The 26,995-nt window shown below is 62.0% G+C and carries 26 protein-coding genes; 16 read left to right on the top strand and 10 right to left on the bottom strand.

The features are described from left to right. Nucleotides 1-33 precede the first annotated feature (33 nt). Nucleotides 34-1,314, bottom strand: a complete 1,281-nt coding sequence (locus AC0L2Z_RS02060; RefSeq protein ID WP_473626439.1) for a tyrosine-type recombinase/integrase — start codon at nt 1,312-1,314, stop codon at nt 34-36. A gap of 836 nt (nt 1,315-2,150) precedes the next feature. Here AC0L2Z_RS02060 and AC0L2Z_RS02055 point away from each other — a divergent pair. The 4 genes from AC0L2Z_RS02055 to AC0L2Z_RS02040 are packed head-to-tail and all read left to right on the top strand — an operon-like array spanning nt 2,151 to nt 4,857. Next, nucleotides 2,151-2,327, top strand: coding sequence for a phosphotriesterase family protein (locus AC0L2Z_RS02055; protein ID WP_473475387.1), 177 nt, complete (start codon nt 2,151-2,153; stop codon nt 2,325-2,327). A 19-nt stretch (nt 2,328-2,346) separates the two neighbouring features. Further along, the gene (locus tag AC0L2Z_RS02050) at nt 2,347-3,117 is read left to right on the top strand and encodes a glutamine amidotransferase (RefSeq protein WP_236388019.1); all 771 of its coding nucleotides are present in this window, start codon (nt 2,347-2,349) and stop codon (nt 3,115-3,117) included. 7 nt (nt 3,118-3,124) lie between these two features. Then, the gene (locus tag AC0L2Z_RS02045) at nt 3,125-4,030 is read left to right on the top strand and encodes a PfkB family carbohydrate kinase (RefSeq protein WP_473626437.1); all 906 of its coding nucleotides are present in this window, start codon (nt 3,125-3,127) and stop codon (nt 4,028-4,030) included. Continuing rightward, a complete protein-coding gene (locus tag AC0L2Z_RS02040) occupies nt 4,027-4,857 on the top strand; it encodes a BtpA/SgcQ family protein (protein ID WP_473475039.1) in 831 nt (276 codons plus the stop codon). The genes AC0L2Z_RS02045 and AC0L2Z_RS02040 overlap by 4 nt, the downstream gene beginning before the upstream one ends. A gap of 607 nt (nt 4,858-5,464) precedes the next feature. On the opposite strand, the gene AC0L2Z_RS02035 is transcribed toward AC0L2Z_RS02040, so the two are convergent. Next, nucleotides 5,465-5,770 (bottom strand): hypothetical protein, encoded by a 306-nt coding sequence (locus AC0L2Z_RS02035; RefSeq protein ID WP_473626640.1) that lies wholly within the window; start codon nt 5,768-5,770, stop codon nt 5,465-5,467. On the opposite strand from AC0L2Z_RS02035, the gene AC0L2Z_RS02030 reads away from it, so the two are divergent. Both AC0L2Z_RS02030 and AC0L2Z_RS02025 read left to right on the top strand, forming a co-directional pair. Continuing rightward, nucleotides 5,663-6,193, top strand: a complete 531-nt coding sequence (locus AC0L2Z_RS02030) for a Fic family protein (RefSeq protein ID WP_473626626.1) — start codon at nt 5,663-5,665, stop codon at nt 6,191-6,193. The two genes, AC0L2Z_RS02035 and AC0L2Z_RS02030, sit on opposite strands and share 108 nt — an antisense overlap. Nucleotides 6,194-6,209: 16 nt before the next feature. Then, complete coding sequence (locus AC0L2Z_RS02025) at nt 6,210-6,629, top strand: hypothetical protein (protein WP_473626436.1); 420 nt, start codon at nt 6,210-6,212, stop codon at nt 6,627-6,629. On the opposite strand, the gene AC0L2Z_RS02020 is transcribed toward AC0L2Z_RS02025, so the two are convergent. The 4 genes from AC0L2Z_RS02020 to AC0L2Z_RS02005 all read right to left on the bottom strand — a co-directional run bounded on the left by AC0L2Z_RS02020 (nt 6,615) and on the right by AC0L2Z_RS02005 (nt 12,721). Continuing rightward, nucleotides 6,615-7,598 (bottom strand): NAD-dependent epimerase/dehydratase family protein, encoded by a 984-nt coding sequence (locus tag AC0L2Z_RS02020; RefSeq protein ID WP_473475035.1) that lies wholly within the window; start codon nt 7,596-7,598, stop codon nt 6,615-6,617. The two genes, AC0L2Z_RS02025 and AC0L2Z_RS02020, sit on opposite strands and share 15 nt — an antisense overlap. A gap of 170 nt (nt 7,599-7,768) precedes the next feature. Continuing rightward, nucleotides 7,769-11,227 carry a chromosome segregation protein SMC gene (smc, locus tag AC0L2Z_RS02015; RefSeq protein ID WP_128167651.1) on the bottom strand — a complete coding sequence of 1,153 codons (3,459 nt, stop codon included), beginning with the start codon at nt 11,225-11,227 and terminating at the stop codon, nt 7,769-7,771. Nucleotides 11,228-11,344: 117 nt separating this feature from the next. Further along, the gene (locus AC0L2Z_RS02010) at nt 11,345-12,091 is read right to left on the bottom strand and encodes a DsbA family protein (protein WP_473626435.1); all 747 of its coding nucleotides are present in this window, start codon (nt 12,089-12,091) and stop codon (nt 11,345-11,347) included. 129 nt (nt 12,092-12,220) lie between these two features. Then, entirely contained in the window at nt 12,221-12,721 is a 501-nt protein-coding gene (locus AC0L2Z_RS02005; protein ID WP_473626433.1) for a DUF721 domain-containing protein, read from the bottom strand. Between the two features lie 55 nt (nt 12,722-12,776). Here AC0L2Z_RS02005 and mutY point away from each other — a divergent pair, with 55 nt between their 5' ends. Both mutY and AC0L2Z_RS01995 read left to right on the top strand, forming a co-directional pair. After that, on the top strand, nt 12,777-13,913 hold the full coding sequence (gene mutY / locus AC0L2Z_RS02000) for an A/G-specific adenine glycosylase (protein WP_473626432.1): 1,137 nt from the start codon (nt 12,777-12,779) through the stop codon (nt 13,911-13,913). A gap of 45 nt (nt 13,914-13,958) precedes the next feature. Further along, nucleotides 13,959-14,570, top strand: coding sequence for an HAD family hydrolase (locus tag AC0L2Z_RS01995; RefSeq protein WP_473626431.1), 612 nt, complete (start codon nt 13,959-13,961; stop codon nt 14,568-14,570). 73 nt (nt 14,571-14,643) lie between these two features. On the opposite strand, the gene AC0L2Z_RS01990 is transcribed toward AC0L2Z_RS01995, so the two are convergent. Beyond that, entirely contained in the window at nt 14,644-15,435 is a 792-nt protein-coding gene (locus AC0L2Z_RS01990) for a transporter substrate-binding domain-containing protein (RefSeq protein WP_473626429.1), read from the bottom strand. 220 nt (nt 15,436-15,655) lie between these two features. Further along, on the bottom strand, nt 15,656-16,174 hold the full coding sequence (locus tag AC0L2Z_RS01985; RefSeq protein WP_473626428.1) for a hypothetical protein: 519 nt from the start codon (nt 16,172-16,174) through the stop codon (nt 15,656-15,658). Nucleotides 16,175-16,604: 430 nt separating this feature from the next. Here AC0L2Z_RS01985 and AC0L2Z_RS01980 point away from each other — a divergent pair, with 430 nt between their 5' ends. Then, nucleotides 16,605-16,817 carry a type II toxin-antitoxin system VapB family antitoxin gene (locus AC0L2Z_RS01980; protein WP_473626427.1) on the top strand — a complete coding sequence of 71 codons (213 nt, stop codon included), beginning with the start codon at nt 16,605-16,607 and terminating at the stop codon, nt 16,815-16,817. Then, on the top strand, nt 16,814-17,203 hold the full coding sequence (gene vapC, locus AC0L2Z_RS01975) for a type II toxin-antitoxin system VapC family toxin (protein WP_473626425.1): 390 nt from the start codon (nt 16,814-16,816) through the stop codon (nt 17,201-17,203). Before AC0L2Z_RS01980 ends, vapC begins: the two co-directional genes overlap by 4 nt. Before the next feature lie 36 nt (nt 17,204-17,239). Here the strand turns inward: vapC and AC0L2Z_RS01970 are convergent, their stop codons facing one another. Next, a complete protein-coding gene (locus AC0L2Z_RS01970; protein ID WP_023799298.1) occupies nt 17,240-18,373 on the bottom strand; it encodes a site-specific DNA-methyltransferase in 1,134 nt (377 codons plus the stop codon). A gap of 175 nt (nt 18,374-18,548) precedes the next feature. Here AC0L2Z_RS01970 and AC0L2Z_RS01965 point away from each other — a divergent pair, with 175 nt between their 5' ends. Then, the gene (locus tag AC0L2Z_RS01965; protein ID WP_027152381.1) at nt 18,549-19,238 is read left to right on the top strand and encodes an HAD family hydrolase; all 690 of its coding nucleotides are present in this window, start codon (nt 18,549-18,551) and stop codon (nt 19,236-19,238) included. Between the two features lie 39 nt (nt 19,239-19,277). Here the strand turns inward: AC0L2Z_RS01965 and AC0L2Z_RS01960 are convergent, their stop codons facing one another. Then, nucleotides 19,278-19,952, bottom strand: a complete 675-nt coding sequence (locus AC0L2Z_RS01960; protein ID WP_473626625.1) for a hypothetical protein — start codon at nt 19,950-19,952, stop codon at nt 19,278-19,280. Nucleotides 19,953-20,079: 127 nt separating this feature from the next. Here AC0L2Z_RS01960 and thrC point away from each other — a divergent pair, with 127 nt between their 5' ends. The 5 genes from thrC to AC0L2Z_RS01935 all read left to right on the top strand — a co-directional run bounded on the left by thrC (nt 20,080) and on the right by AC0L2Z_RS01935 (nt 26,971). Further along, nucleotides 20,080-21,477 (top strand): threonine synthase, encoded by a 1,398-nt coding sequence (gene thrC, locus AC0L2Z_RS01955; RefSeq protein WP_473626623.1) that lies wholly within the window; start codon nt 20,080-20,082, stop codon nt 21,475-21,477. Between the two features lie 14 nt (nt 21,478-21,491). Beyond that, nucleotides 21,492-22,784 (top strand): M16 family metallopeptidase, encoded by a 1,293-nt coding sequence (locus tag AC0L2Z_RS01950; RefSeq protein WP_027152378.1) that lies wholly within the window; start codon nt 21,492-21,494, stop codon nt 22,782-22,784. 15 nt (nt 22,785-22,799) lie between these two features. Then, nucleotides 22,800-23,396, top strand: coding sequence for a GNAT family N-acetyltransferase (locus AC0L2Z_RS01945; RefSeq protein WP_027152377.1), 597 nt, complete (start codon nt 22,800-22,802; stop codon nt 23,394-23,396). A 2-nt stretch (nt 23,397-23,398) separates the two neighbouring features. After that, the gene (locus AC0L2Z_RS01940; RefSeq protein ID WP_419696267.1) at nt 23,399-26,287 is read left to right on the top strand and encodes an EAL domain-containing protein; all 2,889 of its coding nucleotides are present in this window, start codon (nt 23,399-23,401) and stop codon (nt 26,285-26,287) included. Nucleotides 26,288-26,563: 276 nt separating this feature from the next. Further along, nucleotides 26,564-26,971 (top strand): DoxX family protein, encoded by a 408-nt coding sequence (locus tag AC0L2Z_RS01935; RefSeq protein ID WP_473626424.1) that lies wholly within the window; start codon nt 26,564-26,566, stop codon nt 26,969-26,971. The last annotated feature ends 24 nt before the right edge of the window (nt 26,972-26,995 follow it).

Genomic DNA, 26,995 nt, shown 5'->3' with positions numbered 1-26,995 from the left:
CCGCTGTGTGGCGAAGATCGGGGAAGTGCAAATCTAGTCGGTCTTCATCTCGTGCATAGATGTGCCAATACCGTTGAGCGTCCAACGTCCTCGGCAACCCACGCAGGGTCTTTTCACCTTCAGGGCCGGAGCCTTCGCCGTGATCCGCTCGGCCGCCTCGGCTTGGAAGTCGGGGTGATGATGATAATAGGTCGAGCGGAGAACCGCCTCCGTCATGCCAAGAAAGTCGGCGGCCAGAGATAGCTCCGTCCCGTTCTGCATCAACCACGTCGCGGCGGTGTGGCGAAGAACGTGGGGCGTCACGTCGGTTTCGAACTTGCCGTCTTTGTCATACCAGCCAAGCCCGGCCGCCTCGCACGCGCTATTGAATGATTTCTTGATGGAGCCGACGGGTCGGCCCTGCCACTCGACGACGAAGTCGTGCGCGATCATCCGGCCGATCGTAAGGCTCTTGCCTCGCTTTTTCGTCTTGATGTTGACAGGCGTCGTCGCCCATCGGCGGATATGCGATAGCAGGCGATCGGGGAGCCGGACGGGCGGCTGTCGCTTCTTGGTCTCACGCTGGCCGTCGGCGCGGCGATAGAACACGCCCCGATTGAGGTCGATGTAGCCTTGACCTTCCGTCGGCCGGATAGCGGCGCCGCAGACCGCGCCGGAGCGCGTTCCGGTGTAGAGCGCCACAAGAATGAACCGGGCGACGTGTTGGCCTGTCCGGCGGTCGCTGGCGTTGCCTTTCCATGTCTGCCGCATTCGCCATGCCGCGAGGATCAATCGCGCGGCTTCGCTCCGCGTGAGCCAGCGCTGGCGCCCCACGGACTTCTCCGGCATGACGATTGCCGGGATGGAAGTCACATAGCCTTCGGCATAATAGTGCTTCAGGGCGGCGCGGAGGTCTTCTAGCTGTCGACGCGCCGCCGGAACGCTAGGCGATTGCTTGACGTAATCGCGGCAGAGTTGACCATTGATGTCGGCCACCATCAGGCGGCCGAAGAACTTAGCGATAGCCTTCAGGCGTGCGGCCGTCTCGCTCGGCGCGGCATGATTAGGCGCGATCTCGGCCGCATACACGCCAAGAACATCGATAATTTTTACCTGATCGGGGTCACGGTTCCGCTGTCGGGCCGGTTGGTGCTTTTCCGCGAGGTAGGCCGTGAGCTTTTTTTCAGCTTCGACAAAGTCAGGTCGAACGCAGCCAGTGCTACGTCGAATTCTTCCGTCGTGAATGAACCATCCGGCCCGTTCCCTGATCGAACCGTCTCCCTTGCGGGCCTCATTGTGCCAGACAAGGTGGGCACCTTTGCTTGGACGCGGCATAGCTCTCTCATGCGCTCGATCGCGGCCAAGGTGGTATATTCCTTGTTGGCGATTACTTCTGTGGTAAGGCGACCAGCGTCGCGCTCCTTTCGAAGACCTTTGACTCCCATTGATCCATCGGGAAACGCGATCCTGGCCGCAAGGACGAGCCGGATGGGCGCTTCAACGGGGTAATCGGAAAAGCTCTTTGGGTCCAACTCTCTGAACCGGCTCATATTTTCCTCGTACTATGCCTCGACGACCAACCTGCTCCAGCACGACAACTAGACCTCGATCTTTCTTTTCTGGTCCGCTGTTTTTGGTTCCCGGAAATGGGGTAATTAAGACCTATCGGTCGCCTGATAAAGAGCGCGACTCGGAGGCTATTTCCATTTCTATCAAAATGGCGATCGACGGTTTCGTAAAGAACTCCAACCCCGTTTTTCACAGCAAAAAACACCCGCAAATTCCCACCATAGATTGGCCGACCAAAAAAAGAGCGATGCGACGATTTTCGCGTCAGGTTGCCAATCCGCACTTGTGCTAATGCGGTGCCTCCCCCGGCTCTCTGCGCACAGTTCATCATTCCGACGGCCTGTGCACCAGACAGGCGGCAAAAAGACCAAGAAAATCAGATAATTGTTCCCAGTCAACGGGATAGTCTGGTGCTGAGAGAGAGGTTTGAAACTCTCGTCTTCCGATTGAATTCAGTTTTGTAGGAAACCCGGCGGGTTTCGCCGAATTAATTGCTTGTTGCAATTCCCTGCAATGAAAACCGGCATCGGAAACTCTAACTAACTGAATTTTATAATAAAACTGACCTTTTTCGCCCCTTCGTCGTACTCAAGAACACGTAGATTCTCTGTAAATTCCCTGTAAACAGCGGAAACTGGTCCGCTTACGTCTACGTCCTCAAGCATTTCATACCGCGCCTGAAACGGCATGGCGTCGAGCAGCCAGCCATCGACCGCATGCTGATCGCCAATCCGAAAGCCGTGTTCTCGCGGCAGAATCAAGCCCAGACTTACGGCTGAGACTTACGACGGAGTTCAAATGTCCAAGAAAAAAATCCTGCTGGCCGGTGAATCCTGGGTGTCGACCGCGACCCATATCAAGGGCTTCGACCAGTTTCCGACGGTCACCTATCACACCGGCGCCGACGAATTGCTGACGGCGCTAAAGGCGACCGACTTCGACGTGACCTTCATGCCGGCGCATGAGGCACAGCGCAGCTTTCCGCAAACAATGGAGGCGCTTTCGGCCTATGACGCGGTGGTGCTCTCCGACATCGGCGCCAACACGCTGCTTCTGCATCCCGACACCTGGGTTCACTCCAAGCCGACGCCGAACCGCCTGCGGCTGCTGCGCGATTATGTGCGCGACGGCGGCGGGCTTTTGATGTTCGGCGGCTACTACAGTTTCCAGGGCATCAATGGCGGCGCGCGCTACCGCAAGACGCCGGTCGAGGAGGCGCTGCCGGTGAACTGCCTCGCCTTCGACGACCGCGTCGAGGTGCCGGAAGGGTTTTCGCCTGTCCTGAAAGCCTCCTCGGACCATCCGATCCTCAGGGGTCTCGGTTCGGACTGGCCAGTCCTGCTCGGCTTCAACGAGGTGACGCTGAAAGACGGGGCGGAAGTCCTGGCAACCGTGTCGTCGGATTATGACTCGCTGCCGCTGCTCGTCACCGGCCACTATGGCAAGGGCCGCACTGTGGCCTGGACGTCCGATGTCGGGCCGCATTGGCTGCCACCGGAGTTCATCGCCTGGAAAGGCTACAAAACCCTGTTCGAGCAGATGCTGAGCTGGGCGATCGGTGAGAGCTGAGCGATGCATGTCCATTGTCGTCGGCAATGCCTGCGTCGACACGATTTTTCGCGTCGGCCGCTTCCCTGCCGCCGGCGAGACTTTGAATGCCAGCAGCTACGCCGACGGCCTCGGCGGCAAGGGAGCAAACCAGGCGGTTGCCGCCGCGCGCACGGGTGCTGCGGTAACGTTTTGGACGGCGCTCGGCAAGGACCGCGCAGGCGCATGGATCAGGAGCCGCCTCGACAGGGAGTTGTCTGACCTCGAGGCGATTGAATTCGACCTGCCAAGCGACCGCTCGACCATCGTCATTGGGGCCGGCGGCGAGAACTTCATCGTCAGCGGCGTCGCCTGCAGCGAGGCGTTCGATCCGATCGCACAAACCGCACTTGCGGGCCGAATCGCGTCTGGCGACATCGTTGTCTGCCAAGGAAACCTGCGAGGCCCCGCGATAGATGCCTGCATGCGGGCAGCACAGGAAAATGGCGCGCGCACCGTCCTGAATGCCAGCCCTATCGATGCGGCGGCTCTGCCTGACTTCGGCCTGGCGCAGGTGTTGGTGGTGAATCAATCCGAGGCGAAAGCGCTGACCGGCCAGGATGACATGGCAGCCGCCGCCGACGCGCTGGCGGCCAAAGGCGCCGAGACAGTCGTGATCACGCTCGGTGCGGAAGGCTGTCTCGCCCTTGGCCCGGACCAGGGAGGATCGTTTCGTTTGCCGGCACCACGTGTCGAGGCGCTCGACACCAGCGGCGCCGGCGATGTGTTTTGCGGCTGTCTGGCCGGCGGGTTTGCCAAGGGAATGTCGGTTGCCCCAGCGCTGAAGTTCGCGCTCGCGGCTGCCGCAATTGCGGTGACTCGCCCGGGCACATTGATATCCTGTCCTTCCGCGTCTGAAATGGCGGCGCTCATCGATCAAACGGAGCTCTCATGACCCAACTCGGTCAATCAGGCGGCGACGCGCTCGTAGAACTTTTCGGCCGCACCAAGGTGGTGATCGGCGTCGTTCACCTGTCGCCGCTTCCCGGCGCGCCGCGCTATGACGGCGAGGCGGTCGAGGCGATCTATCAGCGCGGTCTGGACGATGCGAGATCTTATCTCGATGGCGGATGCGACGGCGTGATCGTCGAGAATCATGGCGACATCCCGTTTGCCAAACCTGACAATATCGGACCGGAGACAGCGGCCTATATGGCGGTTATTTCCGACCGTATCCGCCGCGAGTTCGGCAAGCCGATCGGCATCAATGTGCTCGCTAACGCCGCGATCCCTGCCCTTGCGATCGCCAGCGCCTCCGGCGCGGGCTTTATCCGCGTCAATCAATGGGCGAATGCCTATGTCGCCAATGAGGGTTTTGTCGAGGGGGAGTCCGGTCGCGCAGCACGCTACCGCGCCAGGCTGCGCGCCAACGGCATCCGCGTCTTCGCCGATGCTCATGTCAAGCACGGCGCGCACGCGATCGTTGCCGACCGCCCGGTGGAGGAACTGGTCAAGGATCTGGTCTTCTTCGACGCCGACGCCATCATTGCGACCGGTCAACGCACCGGGCACACTGCGGATCTGAGCTATATCAGCATGATCAAAGAGGCCGCCGGCCTGCCGACGTTGGTCGGCAGCGGCGTGACGCCCGACAATGCCAACGATATCCTAGGCATCGTCGATGGGATCATCATCGCCAGCGCGCTGAAGCATGACGGCGTCTGGTGGAACCAGGTCGACCCTGCCCGTGTAAAGACCTTCATGAGTGGGCTGAGGCGATAACAAGCCATTGAGACACGCGTGAATTGAATCTATCGCTTCGCGCCCTTGGGCTTGGTTTACGGAAGGGCTGACCTGCAGAGCCCATCCGGCTGCTCGAAGCTGCGGGGCTTCGAATGGAGGCGACGACCGGTTCGCCGCAAACGGCTGGAGGAATCAATCGAGAACCGTCGACGAAGACACGCGGACAACTCGCCCGGGCAAGCGGTTCGTCTGCGATGGCGCGACCGTCTGGCGCCGCTCGGCAACTTATGATTTCCAGGAGCCAGTCGCGCCCTGCCCGGCCGCCCACTTGGGACATTTCGGGTTCGCGGCTTGATCGCCGGCCTGAGATCGGCAACCGATATCGGCAATTGTGCTGACTTATGGCCTCAAATGCCTTACATTGCAGGTGATTGAGAGACGATTGAGATCGGCAAGAATGCTTGAAACACCTACCCGCATTGAGCGGCTGTTTTTGACGACGCGTACCGACCGTCCTGGCCGATCTCGCGATCGAGACGCAAAAGGCGGCCGATGAACTCGGACGAGCCCTGCATCCGGAATCGGCTGCCGAACTGGCCGATCTCGTGCGCGTCATGAATTCTTACTATTCGAATTTGATCGAAGGTCACAACGCCCGACCTCGGGACATCGAGAGTGCATTGGCCGGAGCCGAGATTGACCCTGAACGCCGATCTCTCCCTTGGAGGCCAAGGCGCATGTCGAAGTTCAGAGGATGATTGACGGCCTCGGTTTGCGTGGGGAGTTGCCGAGCCCGACTTCGATCGATTTCATCCGGCGGGTTCATCGCGTCTTCTACGACGAGATGCCGGAGGAATTCCGGTTCGTCGACAAACCCGACGGCACCAGGGCCGAGATCGTGCCTGGCGAGTTCCGGTCGACTCCAGAGCATGATGTTGTTGTTGGCCGCCATCAGCCGCCATCGTCTGACTGGGTGTTGGCCTTTATGGAGCACTTCGAGAAACGGTACGCGATGACCGAAAAGCAGGCCAGCCTGCGCATCATCGCGATTGCGTCAGCTCATCACCGCCTCAACTATATCCACCCTTTTCCAGACGGCAACGGCCGCGTCAGTCGCCTCTCACGCTATGGCGCTCAAGGCCGGAATCGGCGGCAATGGCCTATGGTCGATATCTCGTGGACTCGCTCGTGGGTTGAAAGATCGCGGCGAATACAAGAGCATGATGGATTACGCAGACAGTCCCAGACGGGGCGACCGCGACGGCCGAGGAAATCTTTCGGAATCAGCACTCAAGGATTTCGTCGAATGGTTCCTGACAGTCGCGCTCGACCAGGTGCGGTTCTCGATCACCATGTTCGACCTCAGACGGCTTGAGGCCCGCTATCGCGCCTTGGTGAAGGATATCGTTGACGACAAACGGGCGCCTGATCTGGTGGCGGCGGTATTGCGGCACGGCAGGCTGCCGCGTGGCGAGGCCAATTTGGTGCTGAAGACATCCGAGCGCACGGCACGGAACACGTTGTCGGAACTCGTCGACCGCGGTTTCCTGAAATCTGATACTCCGAAGGCACCGGTCCGGATCGCTTTTCCTCTCGATTTCAGGGAACGGCTGTTTCCCAATCTCTTCACCGATGCCGAAGTCGATGTCCCAGAACCACCGTCACTTGTCTTTCAGGTGAGTGGAATTTCAGGAATCATCCATTTCTATTTGAGGATGACAGTGATGGCCGTGACGATTCGAGGCCTTGGGGTCGTAGGAAGAAAGGCGCGCACCGCGACGACCCGCAGGCCGCAGTCACCTTGTCGTTGATCCAGCCCATTCCGACCGGTACCAGTCGACGAATTTTTTCAGTCCGTCTTCTGTCGAAACGCTCGGCTTGAAGCCGAAATCGCGCTCCAGCGCAGTCATGTCGGCATAGGTCCGCTCGACATCGCTGCTTTGCATCGGCTCGCTGTCGCGGATCGCTTTTACGCCGAGCAGTTTTTCCAGAGTGGCGATGAAATCGCCGAGCCGCACCGGCCGGTTGTTGCCGACATTGTAGAGCCTGCTCGGCGGAACTTCAGCCGATGGCGGCTTGTCGAGCACGGCAACGACAGCTCTCACCACATCCTCGACATACGTGAAATCGCGCCACATCTCGCCATTGTTGAACACCCGGATCGGCTTGCCTTCGAGCATTGCCTTGGTGAATATCCAATAGGCCATGTCGGGCCGGCCCCAGGGACCGTAGACGGTGAAAAATCGCAAACCGGTCTGCGGCACCCCGAAGAGATGGGCGTAGGTGTGGCTCATCAATTCATCGGACTTCTTGGTGGCGGCGTAGAGCGAGACGGGCTTGTCGACCTGATCGGTCTCGCTGAACGGCACCTTGCGGTTGCCGCCATAGACCGAGCTAGACGAGGCATAGACCAGATGCTCGAATGCGGGCTGCGCGCGACAGAATTCGAGCACTTCGAGATGGCCGACAACATTGGAACGGACATAGAGCCTCGGATTGTCGAGTGAATAGCGCACACCCGCCTGAGCGGCGAGATGGACGATCCTGACTATGCCTTGCCCGGCCAAAGCGTCGGCAAGAGCGCCCTGTTCGGCGATGTCGATCTGGTGAAATGAAAAATCCTTGTAAGGCTGCAAGCGGGCGAGGCGCCCCTTTTTGAGCGCCAGGTCGTAATAGTCGTTCATGTTGTCGACGCCGACGACCGCTTCCCCCCTGCTCAGGAGATGATGGCAAACATGGCTGCCGATGAATCCTGCGGCTCCGGTGACAAGTACAGGCAACAAGGTTCTCCATGCATATGCTGGCACATGATCGCGAAATCGAGATCGATTTCGGAGAGGATCATGGCAACATCAAAACGCTCATCAGAATGAACGGAACCGACCCAGTCCAATTCGTGTTTTAGCCGAAAGCCCCAATAGGCGCTACCGACAAGCTGTGCGTCGACGCGTCAGCTCGCCTCGCGCAGGGCCTCGGCCGCCTGCAGGTCGACCGACACGAGTTGGCTGACGCCCTGCTCGGCCATGGTCACCCCGAACAGCCGGTTCATGCGGGCCATGGTGATCGGGTTGTGCGTGATGATGACGAAGCGCGTCTCGGTGGTGGCCGCCATTTCGTCCATCAGATTGCAGAAACGCTCGACATTGTGATCGTCGAGCGGTGCGTCGACTTCGTCGAGGACGCAGATCGGCGCGGGATTGGTCAGGAACACGGCAAAAATCAGCGACATCGCCGTCAACGCCTGCTCGCCGCCGGAAAGCAGCGTCATCGTCTGCGGCTTCTTGCCGGGTGGCCGCGCGAGGATTTCGAGACCGGCCTCGAGCGGATCGTCGGACTCGATCAGTTGCAGTTCCGCTGTGCCGCCGCCGAACAGATGCGAAAACAGCCGCTGGAAATGGCCATTGACCACGTCGAAGGCAGCCAGCAGCCGTTCGCGGCCTTCGCGGTTCAGGCTCTGGATCGCCTGCCGCAGCTTGCGGATGGCCTCGATGATGTCCTCGCGTTCTGAAACGATGGTCTCCAGCCGGTCGGACAGCTCCTTCTGCTCTTCCTCGGCGCGCAGATTGACGGCGCCGAGCCGCTCGCGCTCGATCTTCAGCCGGTCGAGCTGACGCTCGATCTCAGTCATCTCCGGCATCGGGCTGTCGGCCTCCAGGCCGGTGTGGCGGATGACCAGATGCGGCGGCGTGTTCAGCGTTTCCTGGATGCGCGCCTCGACCTCGAGCCGTCTTTCATCGGCAGCGGTCAGCCGCTCTTCGGCGCGGACGCGGGTTTCGCGCGCCTCGGCCAGCGACTGGATCGCTGATGTCGCGGCCTTGTCCAGTTCGGACTGCCTGTTTTCCGCTTCCTGCAACCGGTCGCCGGCGGCCTGGCGCAGGCTTTCGGCCTCGGCAAGCTGCGACAGCAAGGCGCGCCGCTTGGCGTCGATCTCGTCGGGTGCGTCGGCCAGCCTTTCGCGTTCGGCTTCGGCCTCGGCCTTGCGTTCGCCGAGTGCGGCGATCTGCGTCGAGGCGTTTTCGGCGCGCTCCAGCCAGTTGCGGCGCTCCGCGCCGATGGCGTCGAGTCGGCGCGTGCGCGCTTCCGCCTCCCGCCTCAAGCCTTCATGGACGGCGCGGGCATCGGCGAGGGTGGCGCGGTCGCGAGCGACGTTGGCGGCCGACTGATCGAGCTGCACCTGCAGATCACCGAGATCGGGAGCGCTTTGCAGCAGCATCTCGGCCTCGACGAAAGCCGCGGCCGTCTCTTCATGGCTGTCGACGATGCGCGCGCGCGCCTCGTCAAGTGCGGCGCGCCGGCTCGACAGCTCGCCGCCGGCCTTCTCGGCCTCGGCCAGCGCGTTGCGGGCGGCGTCCAGCCCATGCTGGGCATCACGCCCGGCCTGACGGGCGTTGCGCTCGGCCTCGCTCGCCTGGGCAAGCGCCTGCTCGGCATCGGCAAGGGCCTCTTCGGCCTGGCGCAGGATGCGGTTCGCGTGGACCGCCTCGGCGTCGAGCTCGGACAGCCGGTTTTTCTGCGCCAGCCGCTGCGCGGCGGCGGTCGGCGCGTCGGCGCTGGCGGTGAATCCGTCCCAACGCCAGAGCGCCCCTTCGCGGCTGACCAACCGCTGCCCGGGAGCAAGCTGCGCCTGCAACCGTCTTCCCTCAGCAGTGTCGACGATGCCAATCTGCGCCAATCGGCGGGCGAGTTGCGCCGGCGCGCGGACGACGCTGGCAAGGCTCTTGATGCCTTCGGGCAGAGCGGCGTCGCCGGGCTGGACCTCGCTTTGGCCCCAATGCACCGGCGCGCTGCGGTCGAGCGGCACGTCGAGATCTTCGCCAAGGGCGGCGCCCAGCGCCGTCTCGTAGCCGCGCTCGACGCTGATCTGCTCCAGCACGGACGGGAAGAGGTCGCCGCTCGCGGCATTCAGGATCTTGGCCAGCGTGCGGGCCTCGGTTTCGATTCGCGCCAGCTCGGCCTTTGCATCCTGAACCGGCGGGCGGGCGGCGCTCTCCGCCACGCGCGCCTCGGCGACAGCCTGTTCGGCGGCAATCGCCGCGGCTTCGGTTTCCTCCAGCAGCGCCAGCGCCTGTTCAACCAGAAGTTGCTTCTCGGCAGGATCGGCCAGGCCGGCGACCCTGGAGGCGATATCGGACAATTCCCGGTCGACATCGGCGAGTTGGCGGGCGAAACGGTCGCGGCGCTCCGCGGTGTCGCGCAGCGTTCGTTCGATCTGGTTGCGGGAAGCGGCGGCCTCCGCCCGTTCGGCGGTCAGCCCGGCGAGTTTGGCTTCACTGGCGGCAAGCGTCGACGCAGCCTGTTCGACCGCCGCGCGGGTGCTGGCCTCGCGGTCGGCGGCGCCGGCGTTCTCGGTGTTGAGCGCAGTTTCTTCGGCGGAGAGACGCTCAAGAATATCCGCATTGTCGCGGACCATCCGCTCCTCGCGGACGATGTCGCCGTCGAGCTGCTGGAGCCGGCGGTCGAGCTCCAGTTGGCGGGCGCGGATGCGGCCCGCTTCTTCCTCGATCTGCGTCTTGGCGATCGACAGGCGCTGGAAGGCGGCAGCGGCGGCGGCTTCCGCGTCGCGCAGGTCCGGCAACCGATGGGCGCCGATCCCTTGCTCCCTGGCGGCAGCCATCTGGGCGGCGGCGCGGTCGCCGACCAGTGCCGTGGCGATCGCCAGCGCCGAGCGCGCCTCGCCTTCCTGCGTCTTGGCCAGCGTCCAGCGCAGATGCAGCAGCGTCGCTTCAGCCTTGCGGATATCGGCCGACAGGTTCTTGAAGCGCGAGGCCTGGCGAGCCTGGCGCTTCAGACTTTCGATCTGGCTTTCCAGCTCGCCGACGACATCGTCCAGCCGTTCCAGATTCTGTTCGGCCGCTTTCAGACGCAGTTCCGCCTCGTGGCGACGTGTGTGCAGACCCGAAATGCCGGCCGCCTCTTCCAGCAGCGCGCGACGCGCCTGCGGCTTGGCCTGGATCAGCTCGCCGATGCGGCCCTGCCCGACCATCGAGGGCGAACGGGCGCCGGTCGACTGGTCGGCGAAAAGCAGCTGCACGTCCTTGGCGCGGGCTTCCTTGCCGTTGATGCGGTAGAGCGAACCCGCCTCGCGCTCGATGCGACGCGAAACCTGCAACTCGTCCGCGTCGTTGAAGGCCGAGGGCGCGCTACGGTCGCTGTTGTCGAGGAAAAGCGTGACTTCGGCGGTGTTGCGGGCCGGACGCGTTCCGGAACCGGAAAAGATGACGTCGTCCATGCCGGAGGCGCGCATGTTCTTGTACGAGCTTTCGCCCATCACCCAGCGCAGCGCCTCGACAAGGTTCGACTTGCCGCAGCCGTTGGGGCCGACGATGCCGGTCAGGCCGCGTTCGATGACGAACTCACCGGGTTCGACGAACGACTTGAAACCGAGCAGGCGAAGGCGCGAGAATTTCATTCGCGCCGCCCCAAAAGCGGGTTCTGCAAAAGTGTTCCGCGGTTTGGCGACAAGAACTCGCGGCGCAACAAAAAGTTGCGCACGCCGAAGCGCAGCCGCTTCGGCGCTGCCGAGACGTCAGAGCAGAGGGTCGATAATGGCCGAGATTTCCTCAATCGACAGCGCCCCCTTGTAGGTCTTCCCGTTGATAAAGAAGGTCGGCGTCGAGTCGACCTTGAATTCATCGGCGCCGCGCTTCTGGACCGACCTCACATCGTCCAGAAGTTTCTGGTCCGTCAAGCAGGCCGCGAACGACTCCTGTGTAAAACCGGCCATCTTGGAGATTTGCAGCAGGGCGTCCTTGGTATTGGCGACACCTGCCCAGTTCGCCTGCTGCTTGAACAGAACGTCCACCATTGGGAAATAATTGTCCTTGGAGCAGCGCGCCAGCATGAAACCGGCCTCGGCGCTGGGATCGAAGGGGAACTCGCGCAGGATAAGGCGGGCCTTGCCGGTATCGATGTATTTCGTCTTCAGCGCCGGGAGCGTGGTTTCATGGAAATGCGCGCAGTGCGGGCAGGTCATCGAGGCATATTCGACGATGGCGACCTTCGCGTCGTCCTTGCCGAGCTGCATGTCGGGCAGTGCGCCGGGCTTCAGCAACGCAGCCATGTCCACCGTGCCCTGGGCCTCAGGCGCCTTGGCCGCGGCAGGAGCGGCCGGCTTTGCCGGATCGGCCGGCTTCATCGCATCGGCGGGGGCCGCAGGCTTCACATCCTCCGCCACGGCTTTCTCGCCCGAGTCGCTGCAGGCGGCGAGCAGAGCCACCGCCGGAATGGCGGCCAGTGACGACAGGAGGTTTCTGCGGGACAAAAGACGGGGCATACGAATCACCTGACAATGGTTGGATTTTGCAATGCAAAGGCTAGAAAAGGCGAGAGTTGGCGCGAATTAAGGCATCGCCGTCCCCATTCCAATCGCCAAACTTGGCTATGCGATCACGAAAGCGCGAGATTATGTTTTCTTTTGACCGAGAATGGTGGCGCCGAGCCGCTCCAGCGAGGCGCGCAGCCGATCATCCTCGATCATTCCGACAGTGCCTGATAGCTTCACCTTCTCGGCCGCGGTCAGCGGCCGGATGCTTGGTTTAAGCCGCCCTTTGTCAACCGTGACCGGCTTTTGCACGATTCTGATCCGGCCGATAGCGTTGAAGCCGAGGAAGGCGTTGACCCGGTTGATGATCTCGCCGGTCTCGTGCTGCAGATGGAGCGCCGCCATGCCTTCGCAGGCGATGACCAGCACCGCCGGCTCGAACGGATCATCTTCATGCATTCGGCGCGGCCACTGGATCTTTTCAGGGCGCGAACGGCTGGCAAGCCGCGGCCCGGCAATCTCCTCCCATGACTGGACGAGCCCGATCGACATGCCGGCTCGCTTGCGCAGCACCGGATCGAGGATCTGGGTTGCGAGATCACTCACCGGAACGGGATTGCCGAAGGGCCTTTTCCCTGCCATGTGCGTTCTCCAGTCACGACCTTCACCATGCATCGGTTAGGCCAGTCCTCGATCAATGGCACTGCACGACCAGACCCGCAAGACCGCATCCGGAGACAGCGGCAAAGCCGCATCCGGAGAAAGTGGCGAGATCGCGTCCCGCCTGCTCGCCTGGTACGACGCGCATCATCGCGACTTGCCGTGGCGCATTGCGCCGCGCGAGTTGGCACGCGGCATACGACCCGATCCCTACCGGGTCTGGCTTTCCGAAGTCATGCTGCAGCAGACCACGGTCGAATCCGTAAAATCCTATTTCCGGGCCTTTGTCGAGAAATGGCCCGATATCGAGGCGTTGGCCGCTTCAGCGACCGAAGATGTCATGAAGGCCTGGGCCGGACTCGGCTATTATTCCCGCGCGCGCAATCTCAAGGCCTGCGCCAATCTCGTCGCGCGGCAAGGCGGCAGGTTTCCGGATACGCAAGCTGGCTTGAGAGAGCTGCCCGGCATCGGCGCCTACACGGCGGCGGCGATCGCCGCGATCGCCTTCGACCAGCCCGCCGCGGTCGTCGACGGCAATGTCGAGCGGGTGGTTTCCCGGCTGTTTTCGATCGTCACGCCGCTGAGCGAGGCCAAGGGCGACATACGCACCTATGTCGAGCGCATGGTTCCAGCGACCAGGCCGGGCGACTTCGCCCAGGCGATGATGGATCTCGGCGCGATGATCTGCACGCCGCGGCGGCCGCGCTGCGGGCTCTGCCCGCTGCGCGAGGATTGCAGCGCCATTATTTCCGGCGATGCCGAACGCTTCCCTGTCCGCCTGCCGAAGGGCGAGAAACCATTGCGGCGCGGGGCTGCTTTCGTTGCCGTACGCGGCGATGGCGCCATCCTTTTGCGCAAACGTGGGGATAAGGGCCTGCTCGGCGGCATGACCGAAGTGCCGACGACCGGCTGGACCGCGCGGATCGACGGCGGCACCACAGCGGCGGCGGCGCCCTTCCCCGGCAACTGGCGCCCAGCCGGGAAGATTGGCCATGTCTTCACCCATTTTGCGCTCGAACTCGAAATCTTCAAAGCGATGGCCGATGTCGCCGCCCCAGCGGGGCATTTCTGGTCGCTGGCCCATGAAATTTCCGGCGAAGCACTGCCCACCGTCATGAAAAAGGTAATCGAAGCAGCGATACCGGGCGCAACGAAGAAGCAGCGCGCACATTGAATCGCCCACGTCGCCCCATTTGAACTGCGTTGAACGAGGACAAGAATGACCGAAATCCGCCACATCGTTTTCGACATCGGCAGAGTGCTGATCCACTACGATCCGAACCTGCCGTTCAGCCGTATCATTCCGGATGCCGAGGAGAGAAAGTGGTTTTTCGACAATGTCTGCACGCATGACTGGAACATCGAGCAGGACCGCGGCCGCACCTGGGAAGAGGCCGAGGCGTTGCTGATCGCCGAATACCCGGACCACGCCGAAAACATCCGCAACTTCCGCCGCCTCTGGCACGAGATGGTTCCGCACGCTTACGATGACAGCGTCCAACTCATGGACAAGCTGATCGAGAGCGGCCACGACGTCACCATGCTGACCAATTTTGCGTCCGACACGCTTGCCGAAGCCCGGCAGCGTTTCGACTTCCTCAACCGCCCGCGCGGTGTGACCATTTCGGGCGAGATCGGCATGATCAAGCCGGATCGGGGCATTTACGACCATCACGCGACTGCATTCGGCCTCGAGCCCGCGGCCACGCTGTTTATCGACGACAGCCAAAAGAATGTCGACGGCGCCAAGGCGGCCGGCTGGCAGTCGGTGCTGTTCACCGACGCAAAGACACTCGAGGCGGACCTCGATCGCCTGGGGGTCAGAGTGTGATCACTGTGACGGGCCTGACCGCAGTCGCTGAGACGCGCGGTCCATGGCGCTGCCATTGGATCCGTCTCGGGCGCTACTTGACGTGAGAAGCGTAGATGCGATCGAACTCACCCGTCGCCTTGGCAAGATGCAACCATTGGTCGACATAGGCCTTGAAGACAACGGCACCCTCAGGAAGCATATAACCCATTTCGCCATATTGGAGCGGCTTCTCGGGGTTGATCGCGCAAAGGCCGGGGTGAAGTTTCTCCTGCAACTCGGTTTCGACCGATTCGGCGATCATGATATCGGCTTTGCCGTCAAGGATTTGGCGGAAGATCGTGACGTTGTCCGGGTAGATCTCAATTTTAGCGTCACTGAGTTTTTCACGCACGAATTTCTCATTGGTCCCGCCGGGATTAACAATCACAGTCACATCCGGCTTGTTGATGTCGGCAATCGGTTGGAATTTTGCCTCGTCCTCGCAGCGCGCAATCGGTGCCTTGCCATTGACGAGATAGGGCTCGCTGAAGAACACCTGCTTCTGGCGTTCCAAGGTCACCGAAATACCGCCCATCGCGATGTCACACTTGCCGGTCGTAAAATCGGCAAGCAATTTTTTCCAGGTAGTCGCCACGAAGTCCGCCTCGACCCCTAGTGAACTTGCCAGAGATTTTGCGAGATCGATATCGATGCCCTGGTAGTTGTTCGCGGGCTTGTCATGAAAGGTGAAGGGCTTGTAGTCGCCGGTCGTACAGACGCGCAGCTTGCCGTTCTTGATAACCGCATCAAGCTGGTTTTCTGCGCCGGTGTTCTGCGCAATCGCCGGAGAGGCCAACAAACCCATGACGAGGGCCGCGACAAACGGCGAGGCAAGAGCTTTCATGGATCTGGTCTCCGATGGATAAGAGAATCGAGCATTCGAGAAACGGTGGGCAAAGGTCAATAACTCTTCCTGGGGAATCGCTCACCGTGATCCTCCGGCGGCGCCGAAAACCCGAACCGGCTACCCGCGCTAGTGGTACCCACCTGACATAAGAGTCCGGCTCGGGATTCCTCTTGGCTGCACGCGAAGGAGCGGCATTTAGTTTGGGCCACTCAGTCTGTCACCGTCGTGAAAACTTCGAGTACCAATTCCATTCCCACGTACTGCCTGCATCAGCGGAGAACGCACGGCTGTAAATCGGGGTTTTCGGGTTGCGCTTATCCCAGTGGAATTTCACGATAACGTCCTTGCCGGCCACAACCTCACGGCCGAAGAATTCGCCTTCGTCGCCATTGAACGAGCCCACCTTTCCGTCGTCGAGTTTGCCCGCGTTGCTGTCGGCCCAATAGATCGTCCAGAGACGCGTCTTTGGATCGAACAATCGCACGGTGAGGCCCTCGAACGGTTTTCCTCCCAACTCCGTATGAAAAATGTCGAAGTTGCCCAAACCCACTAGGATTTGGCGGAACTCCTGGGTCGCGTCGAATTCCTCCCACTCGTCGCTGCCGGCCAGTGGTTCCTTCAACGTACGATTCCTGATGTTCCAGTTGCCCACCAAATAGTCGAAATCATTTTTGGACGACGTCTCGCTCGCCGTTATCGCAAGTTTCCCGTCCGATGAAAGAGAGAACGCACTCATCTACTTTCCTCTGGATTGACGTCGTGCCAGCACTCCCATCGCCGCGGACATGACGAATGTATGGGCGTTTTCTTCGATGACTGCGGCGCGCTTCGCATGTCCGATCGCGGCAACAATTGGATGGGAACCCAACAGCGCGTCGTGATGCACGCCAGCCGGCACCTCCACGTTGCAACGCGTAAGCCGAAGACCCGTTCCGGGCACGGTCCACTTCGGTTAGCTCCGCACTCCGTCGCGAAGTCGCGTTGCTCCGCGCTCCACTCAGGATTCGCTAACCGCCCTGAACCCCTGAACCGACCTCCCAACCGGGTACCAAGTGTCAGATTCTGACCACTAGGTGTCGAAGATGTCCTCTCTTTCGTCGTGACGGCTTGTTGGTCAGGAGCAAAATGTGTATATTTAGTCCAATCTATACACATCGAGAAGCACCATGCGAACCAACGTCGAACTTGACGACGAATTGATCGCGGAGGCCATGGCCGCCTCCGGCCTCAAGACCAAGAAAGCGACGATTGAGGCGGCGCTGCGCACTCTGGTGCGCCGGCACAGGCAGGATATGGCTATCGCCGCCCTTGCTGGCGCCGGCTGGGAGGGCGATCTCGACGCCATGCGGGAAGGCCGTTCGCCCGATCGGCAGCGATGATCGTCGTCGACAGTTCCGTGTGGATCGCCCATCTCCGCAATACGGACAGCGTCTCGGTCGGCAAGCTCAGGCATCTCGATGACACACAGGAGATTCTGGTCGGAGACTTGATCCTGCTGGACGTGCTGCAAGGCGCGCTCAACGAACCGCATGCCCAACTGATCGAGCGAAACCTCCGACAATTCGCCATCGTGCCGATGCTGGATCCGGCGACGGCAGTCGAAGCTGCCCGAAACTACCGCATGCTCCGGCAGCGGGGCATCACCATCCGCAGGACAGTCGATATGATTATCGGCACATTCTGCATCCTGGGCGGACACGCGCTGTTGCATGATGACCGAGACTTCGACCCGATGGTTCGTTACCTCGGCCTGCGCGCCGCATGAGAACGATGTGCAACGAGACCTCTGTAGCGGTTATCGTCAGGCCCCTGCCCGCTCCATGCCGAGGCGGGCGATGCGGCGAAGCTCGTCGATCGGGGTCAGGCCGCCGCTGCGCTCATAGTGCCAGAAGGTCCAGCCGTTGCAGGCATCCAGCCCCTGCACTTCCGCGCCGATCTTGTGGATCGATCCGGCGCTGCCGCCGACCGCCACAGTGCCGTCGGCGCGCACCCTGGCCGCCCAGCGCTTCTTGGCGTCGTAGAGCGTGGCGCCCGGCAGCATCAGCCCGGTGTCGATGAGGCTGACGAAAGCAACGCGCGGCTCGGCGCGCTTGCCGGTAAGCACAGTAAGAGCAGCGCCGTCCAGCGGCCGGACTGCATCGATGCGCTCGTTGGCGGCGTCGATATAGGCCTGCTCGCGCTCGATGCCGACGAAATGGCGGCCGAGGCGCTTGGCCACGGCGCCGGTGGTGCCGGAGCCGAAGAAGGGATCGAGCACGATATCGCCGGGCTTCGTCGAGGCCATCATGATGCGGGCGAGCAGCGCTTCGGGCTTCTGCGTCGGGTGCAGCTTGTCGCCATTTTCGTTCTTGAGGCGCTCAGCGCCGGTGCAGATCGGAAACAGCCAGTCGGACCGCATCTGGATGTCGTCGTTCGACGCCTTCAGCGCTTCGTAGTTGAAGGTGTAACCCTTCCCCTTCTGATCGCGCGAGGCCCAGATCATCGTCTCATGGGCGTTCTGGAAGCGGCGGCCGCGGAAATTCGGCATCGGATTGGTCTTGCGCCAGACGACATCATTGAGGATCCAGTACCCCAGATCCTGCATCTTGGCGCCGACCCTGAAAATGTTGTGGTAGGAGCCAATGACCCAGATGGTGCCGTTGGGCTTCAACACGCGGCGCGCCGCCAGCAGCCAGGCCCGGGTGAAGGCGTCGTAGACCTCAAAACTTGCGAACTGGTCCCAGTCGTCGTCGACGGCATCGACCTTGGACTGGTCGGGCCGGTGCAGATCGCCGTCGAGCTGCAGATTGTAGGGCGGATCGGCAAAGATCACGTCGATGGATTTTTCGGGCAGCCGGTCGAGCGCGGCGACGCAATCGCCCTTCAGGATCGTATCGAGCCATTCGGATTGCTGGGGAGCATGGGAAAGCTCGTCGAGAAGACGCACGGCAGACATTGTTACACCCAAAGCACGCGTTACTGTTTACTCCCTGTTATGGTTACCGATCAGCGTAAATATTCGGTGAAGGCCTGGGGTGCGGACCCCGGGTAATTTGCGAAGATCGGCCTGGTGGTGTATGCCGCGCCGCCTGAACCGTCCCAGCCTCCTCCCTCCCGCTTTTCGGATCGCTATGCCCCAGCCAGACCTTGTCATCTTCGATTGCGACGGCGTGCTCGTCGATTCCGAGATCATCGCCGCGCGCATCGAAGCCGAGCTGTTGACGTCGGCCGGTTACGAGATTTCGGCTGAGGAGATTTCCGAAACCTATGCCGGGCTGACCTTCAAGGACATCATGATGCGGGTCGAGGAAAAATCCCGCGTCCCATTCCAGGCCTCGCTGATCGATCGCGCCGAAGACCTGGTCGACCGCCGCCTGCGCAGCGACGTGCGCGCCGTCGACGGGGTGCACGAGGCGGTCGCCGCGGTGACGGCGCCGCGCTGCATCTGCTCGAATTCGCGCACCGAGCGGATCGAATTCATGCTGGAGAAGGTGCATCTGCTGCCGTTTTTCAGCGGCCGGATTTTTTCCTCGCTGGAAACACCAAGCGGGAAGTCCAAGCCGGCGCCCGACGTGTTTCTCTTTGCCGCGGCAAAGCTCCAGGCCGATCCGGCGAACACCTTCGTCATCGAGGATTCCGTGCATGGCGTGACCGGCGCCAGGACAGCCGGCATGCGTGTGATCGGCTTCACCGGAGCGGCGCACAGCTATCCCGGGCATGCCGACGCGCTGACCGAGGCCGGCGCCGAAACGGTCATCCGCCGCTGGGCGGAACTGAAAAGCGTGATCTCCGCCCTGTCGGAGTGGTCGGCGGATGCGTGAAGCAGTCGTCCAAATGGACGCGCAGATCCAAAGCCGCGGCTATTCGGCCGCGGCAACCTTCTTGTCGGTCTTCTTCGGCGGGCCTTCGTCATAGCCGGCGAACACCTGATAGTCTCGCGCGGTGGGCTCGGGAACGACAACGTTCGAATCGGTGAAGACGAACTGGGTGGCACTCGAGGGATTGGTAACCTGGACCTGATGTTGGTGAAGCTGCGAGTAAAGGACCTCCTTGCCATGCATCACAGCGATACGGATCGGCATGGTGATGGTGCCAGGGCTGAACATCGGTCCCGGGACGACCTTGCCGGCGACGGCGATCTTCATCGTCAGCGAGCCGTTGGCGCGGATGCAGTCGCGGGTCACATCGGTGATCGAGGCCTGATAGATGATCTTGGCGGAATCGTCTTGCTGGCGGCTGCTCGCGTCAAGCGCGGCAGCTTCTGCATCCAGGGTGGCGGCTTTTTTCTTGGGCTTTTGACTGCCCTTGGCATAGGTGTTGAAGAAGGCGGTGCCGTCGCGCAGCGTCACTTTCGGACAATAGGCCAGCAATTGGCTGGCGAGAACCTTGGGGTCCGGCGGTGGTGGCGGTGTCGTGTCCTTCTTTCCGAAGCCCAGCATGCTGCTGCCGCCTGATTGGCAGCCGGCGGCGGTAAGCATAAAGCCGGCGAGCGCCAGACCCGCGACAAAACGACCGTTAAATGTATGAAACGCCATGAACTGCACTTCCCTCTCGCAAAGCGGGTGACGTATATCAACCGCGCGGCAAAAATGCGACTGAGCAAGTACGGAAATTAACCACTTTGCCGCGGACAGTACCGCCCGGCAGCAATGGAACATGACGATGCGATATGTGAGCACCCGCGGGGAAGCGCCCGTGCTTGGATTTTCCGACGCTGTGCTGGCGGGCTTGGCGCGTGATGGCGGACTTTATGTGCCTGATATCTGGCCGCAGTTTTCGGCAGCTGAGATCCGCGCGATGCGCGGCCTTGCCTATCCCGACCTCGCCATCCGCGTGCTGTCGCCGTTTCTCGGCGGCGAGATCGCGATGCCGGTGTTCGAACGCCTGGTGCGCGAAGCCTATGCGACGTTCCGTCACGAGGCGGTCTGCCCGCTGGTGCAGACCGGCTCGAACATGTTCGTTCTGGAACTCTTCCATGGCCCGACGCTTGCCTTCAAGGACGTCGCCATGCAGCTTCTCGCCCGGCTGATGGACCATGTGCTTGCCGAACGCGGCCAGCGCGCCAGCATTGTCGGCGCCACCTCCGGCGATACCGGCGGGGCCGCCATCGATGCCTTCGCCGGGCGCAACCGCACCGACATCTTCGTTCTTTTCCCGCACGGCCGGGTCTCGCCGGTGCAGCAGCGGCAGATGACGACGTCCATCGCCGCAAATGTCCATGCACTGGCGGTCGACGGCAATTTCGACGATTGTCAGGGCCTGGTGAAGGACATGTTCAACGATCACGGTTTTCGCGACCGAGTATCGCTGTCCGGCGTCAATTCGATCAACTGGGCCCGCATCATGGCCCAGATCGTCTATTACTTCTCATCGGCGCTGTCGCTCGGCGCGCCCGACCGGCCGATTTCGTTCACCGTGCCGACCGGCAATTTCGGCGACATCTTCGCCGGCTACGCCGCCAAGAGGATGGGGCTGCCGATCGAGCGGCTGATCATCGCAACCAACGACAACGACATTCTGGCGCGCACGCTGTCGAGCGGCGAGTACCGCACGAAAGGCGTCTTTTCGACCACGTCGCCGTCGATGGACATCCAGGTCTCTTCGAATTTCGAGCGCTTGCTGTTCGAGGCGGCCGGCCGCGACGCCTCGACCGTGCGGCGCTACATGAGCGGCCTCAAGCAGTCCGGCGCCTTCACCATCGAAGCGGGCGAGATCGCCAGGATCCGCTCCGAATTCGACGCCGGCCGCTCGACCATGGACGAAGTCGCCGCCACGATCCGCTCGACGCTCGCAGCCAGCAACTATCTGCTCGACCCGCACACGGCCGCGGCCATGCACGTTGCGGTTGCAAGAGCCACCAATGCCGTGCCCATGGTGGTGCTGGGCACCGCCCATCCGGCAAAGTTCCCGGCCGCCGTCGAAGCGTCCAGCGGCGTGTCGCCTGCCCTGCCCGCATGGCTAGGCGGGTTGATGACTTCAGAGGAAAAATACACGGTACTTCCATCCGACCTGAAAATGGTGGAAGATTATGTTAGCCGCCACACGCGGGCGGCAAATTAGGGAGTATCAGCTATATGGGTGTTGAGGTAAGCCGTCTGTCGAACGGCCTGACAGTCGCCACCGAAACCCTTCCAAGCCTCGAATCCGTCGCTCTTGGCGCCTGGATCAAATCAGGCGCCCGCAATGAGCGTAGCGAAGAGCACGGGATGGCCCACCTGCTTGAACACATGGCGTTCAAGGGAACCAGAAGGCGCAGCGCCTTCGAGATCGCCTCCGAAATCGAGGATGTCGGCGGCGAGATCAATGCCGCCACCAGTGTCGAGACCACCTCCTATTATGCCAGGGTGCTGAGCGACGACGTGCCCCTGGCCGTCGATATCCTGTCCGACATCCTGCAGGAATCCGAGTTCGACCCCCAGGAGCTGGAGCGCGAGCAGCATGTGATCCTGCAGGAGATCGGCGCCGCACACGATACACCCGACGACGTCGTCTTCGACCACTTCACCGAGACGGCCTTCCGCCACCAGACGATCGGCCGCTCCATCCTCGGCACGCCGGAAACCGTCAAATCCTTCACCTCGAAGCAATTGCACAAATTCATCGAACGGCAATATGGCGCCGAGCGCATGGTGGTCGTTGCCGCCGGCGACATCAAGCACGACAACTTCGTGCGCGAGGTCGAGAAGCATCTCGGCGGTTTCCGCAGCAAGTCCGACAACACCATGCCGCAATATGCGCAATATGTCGGCGGCGATTTCCGCGAGGACCGCGACCTGATGGACGCGCAGATCGTGCTGGGGTTCGAGGGCCGCGCCTATCATGTACGCGACTTCTACGCCTCGCAGGTCCTGTCGATGATCCTTGGCGGCGGGATGTCGTCGCGTCTTTTCCAGGAGGTCCGCGAAAAGCGCGGGCTGTGCTATTCGGTCTATGCCTTCCACTGGGGTTTTTCCGATACCGGCATATTCGGCGTCCATGCCGCGACCGGGCAGAGCGATATCGCCGAATTGGTGCCGGTGGTCATCGGCGAGTTGCAGAAGGTCGGCGAGACCATCCTGCAGGAGGAACTCGACCGGGCACGCGCCCAGTACCGTGCAGGACTGATCATGTCTGCCGAAAGCCCAGCCAGCCGCGCCTCGCAGATCGCCCGGCAAATGCTTCTGTTCGGCCGGCCGATCGCCAAGGAAGAGCTGATGGAACGGCTGTCGGCGTTGACGGTCGAGCGGTTGACGGACCTGTCGTCACGGCTGTTTTCGACCAAGCCGACGCTGACTGCCGTCGGACCGGTGGGCACGCTCGCTCCCTATGAGGCGGTCCTCGAGTCGCTTTCGGGCACGCAGACCACGGCCCGAAAGCTCGCCGGCTAAGTCCATCAAAGCGTCATGTTCGCGCTCCCTTTCTTTCGCCGTGACCTGCCGGCACTGAAGGGTGACCGGGTCACGCTGCGCGTGCCGCTGACCAACGACTATCGTGAATGGTCGGTGCTGCGCGGGGAAAGCCGCGCCTTCCTGGAGCCGTGGGAGCCGCGCTGGAACCCCGACGAGCTCGACCGCACGGCCTGGCGGCATCGCCTCAGCCGCTATCGCGAAGACTATGCGCAGGGAACGGCCATAGCCTTCTTCATCTTCGACAAAAGCAACGCCAAGCTTGTCGGTGGAATCACCCTCGGCAATATCCGCCACGGCGTCGCGCAAAGCGGCCATATCGGCTACTGGATCGGCGAGCGCTACAGCGGCCGTGGCCTGATGACCGACGCGGTCAAGGTGGTGACGCGCTTCGCCTTCGATACGCTGAGGTTGCACCGGATCGAAGCTGCCTGTATTCCCGACAACGCCCGGTCGATCCGCGTGCTTGAAAAAGCCGGATTCCGGCGCGAAGGACTTCTCCGATCCTATCTCAGGATCAACGGCATCTGGCAGGACCACTACCTCTACGCCCGGATCGAGGACGATCCGCCGGGCGCGGAAACGAAGGACTGATTTTGACGAATTTCCTGCGAATCGGGTCGTTGTTCGCCTTTGTGCTGACGGCAATCGTCGTGCTCTGCGCGGCGTCCTCGGCCTTCGCCGTCGAACCGATCAAGATTGCCCGCGACGATGTGGCGCTCGACCTTTCGGGCGCCGTCGAAATATACCGCAACCAGGGCGAGAATTTTCAGGTGTCGACGGCTCCGGGACCGGACGGCATCGTGCGGCGCATCGAGGTCGAGGCCAATGATGCGCGCTCGACCGGCGACTGGGCGGTGTTCGCGCTTGCCAACACCACCGACCAGCAGCTCGACAGGCTGATCGTCGCACCGCATTTCCGGCTGGTGAATTCCGGTATCTTCTGGCCGGATCTCGGCTCGACCCGCATTGCCGCGATCACGCCCAGCGAGGGCTTCGCGCTCGACCGCCAGAGCAGCCCCGACGCTGATGTGTTCCGGGTGACGCTGAACCCCGGAACGGTGATCACCTTCATTGCCGAACTGGCGTCGCCCAAACTGCCGCAGGTCTATCTTTGGGAGCCGGAATCCTACAAGGATTCGGTCAATTCCTACACGCTGTTTCGCGGCATCGTCATCGGCATCGCCGGCCTCCTGGCGCTGTTCCTGACCATCCTTTTCGTCGTCAAGGGGACCTCGATGTTCCCGGCAACCGCAGCGCTCGCCTGGGCGGTGCTCGCCTATATCTGCATCGATTTCGGCTTTCTCAACAAGGTCCTGGAAATATCTCCCGGCAACGAGCAGATGTGGCGGGCAGGAACGGAGGTGGCGCTTGCGGCGACGTTCGTGGTGTTCCTGTTCGCCTATCTCAACCTTAACCGATGGCACGGCCATTTCAGCTACGGCGCTCTGGTCTGGATTCTGGGGCTGCTGCTGATCGCCGGCGTCGCAATCGTCGACCCGGCGGTCGCCGCCGGCATCGCCAGGCTGTCCTTCGCCGCCACCGCGCTGACCGGCCTCGGCCTGATCATCTTCCTCGGCATACGCGGCTACGACCGTGCCATCATGCTGGTGCCCAGTTGGGTCATGGTCCTGTTGTGGCTATGCGGGTCGTGGATGGCGATCACCGGCATGCTCGACAACGACATCGCCCAGCCGGCACTGGGCGGCGGGCTGATCCTCATCATCCTGCTTATTGGCTTCACCGTCATGCAGCACGCCTTTGCCGGCGGTGCGCTGCATCAGGGCCTGTTCTCCGATCTCGAACGGCAGGCGCTGGCCGTGGCCGGATCGGGCGACACGGTGTGGGACTGGGACGTGATGCGCGACCGCGTCGTCACCAGGCCGGATGTCAGCATCCAGCTTGGCCTTGCGCCCGACAGCCTGGGCGGCGCTGCCCGCAACTGGCTGCCGGTACTCCATGCCGACGACCGCGACACCTTCCGTACGACGCTCGACGTGGTGCTCGAACACCGGCGCGGCCGGGTGTCGCAGAGTTTCCGCCTGCGCGGCGCCGACGGGCACTATCACTGGTTTTCGCTGCGCGCCCGGCCGGTGATCGGATCGGACGGCGAGGTCATCCGCTGCGTCGGCACCATGGTCGACGTGACGGAGCAGAAGAAGTCCGAGGAGAGGCTGTTGCACGATGCCGTGCACGACAATCTGACCGGCCTGCCGAACCGCGAATTGCTTATGAACCGGCTGGAGGCGATCATCTCGATCGCGCGCACCGAAGAGAAGGTCCGTCCCACCGTCTTCGTCATCGACATCGACCGGTTCAAGCAGGTCAATGACGGGCTCGGCATCTCGGCCGGCGATACCATCCTGCTCACTGTTGCGCGCCGGTTGCACCGGCTGCTCAAGCCGAAGGATTCGCTGTCGCGCTTTGCCGGCGACCAGTTCGCGCTGATGCTGCTTTCCGAGCAGGACCCGGCCCGCATTGCAGCCGTTGCCGATGCCATCAAGCATGCGATCAACAATCCGATTACCTTTGCCAAACGCGAGATCGTGCTGACCGCCTCGATCGGTCTGGTCACCTGGACCTCGGCGCAGAGTTCGGCCGAGGACATGGTCAAGGACGCCGAGCTTGCCATGCACCAGGCCAAGCGTTTTGGCGGCGACAGGATCGAACCGTTCCGACCCGCCTTTCGGACCGTCGGCACCGACCGGCTGCAGTTCGAGTCCGACCTGCGCCGCGCCATCGAACGGCGCGAATTCACACTCGCCTACCAGCCCATCGTGCGGCTGGAAGACGGCAGTGTTGCCGGCTTCGAGGCGCTTTTGCGCTGGGATCATCCGCGTCGCGGCATGATCCCGCCAGGCGATTTCATCCCGGTCGCCGAGAGCTGCGGCCTGATCGTGCAGCTTGGCTTGTTCGCCATGCAACAGGCCGCCGAAGATCTGGCGGGATGGCAAAAGCAGATCGGCGACGCGCCGCTGTCGGTTTCGGTCAACCTGTCCAGCCGACAGCTCATCCGCCGCGATCTGGTCAGCGACGTCCGGTCGGTGATCGCGCGGGCCAATCTGAAGCCGCGCTGTTTCCGGCTCGAGCTCACCGAATCGCTGGTGATGGACAATCCCGAGCAGACAGCCCATGTGCTGAACAAGCTGAAGAAGCTTGGCATCGGCCTGTCGCTGGACGATTTCGGCACCGGCTACTCATCGCTGGCCTATCTGACGCGCTTTCCCTTCGACACGATCAAGATCGACAAGAGCTTTGTCGACGACACCACACCGAAGCGCGCGGTGCTGCTCAAATCGATGGTCAACATGGCGCATGAACTCGGCCTTTCGGTCGTGGCCGAGGGCATTTCGGACGAAAGCGATGCGCTCGAGCTGCGCCAGATGGGCTGCGAATATGTGCAGAGCTTCATGTTCGGCGCGCCGATGCCCGGCGATCAGGTGCTGAGGACGCTGAAGGAACAGTATCCGCTGACCCGGGCTTGATCTTGTTCATGTCGTTGTCCCAAAACCGCTGCCCTTTTTGGGCGGCATGAGCCTGGCGATTGGCACCCGCTGGAGCGCATCGGCAAGGTCTCAGCTCCCGCGGCTCGGCACTCCATCAAAAGTACGACCGGCGGTCACGCGACTGTGAACTGGGAGTATTGGTTTACGGCTCGCGCTGTGCATCATACCGACTTCGCGAAATCGGTGCGAAGAGCTGACCCGCTGATAATTCAGCCTGCTGCCCGGAATCACCGGGTCATGATGGAGGCCCAACTGATGAATTTCGACAAGATTTCTGCCTGGGCTCCGGTGTGGTTAAGCGTCGTGAGGATCATGTCAGCGCTGCTGTTTCTGGAGCACGGAACTCAAAAGCTCTTCAATTTTCCGCCCGCTCCCGAGCCGATGCAACTGTCGGGGCTTATTGTGATCCAGGCATTGATCGAGCTGATCGGAGGCGCGCTGCTTGCCCTCGGACTCTTCAGCCGGCCCGTCGCGTTCATTCTGTCCGGCAACATGGCGGTCGCCTATTTCATGGCGCATGCGCCGCAAAACTTCTTTCCGGTTGTCAACGAGGGCGACTCGTCGATCCTCTACTGCTTCATTTTCCTGTACTTCTTTTTCGCGGGAGGCGGCGCGTGGAGCGTCGATGCGGCCCGTCGCGGGACCGGCCTCGCGACGCCCTGAACAGGATCGCGAGGGAACTTGCTG

The sequence above is a fragment of the Mesorhizobium sp. WSM4850 genome (assembly GCF_055811735.1).
The sequence above is the reverse complement of the archived record's forward strand: the minus strand, read 5'-3'. Positions and strand labels throughout refer to the sequence as shown.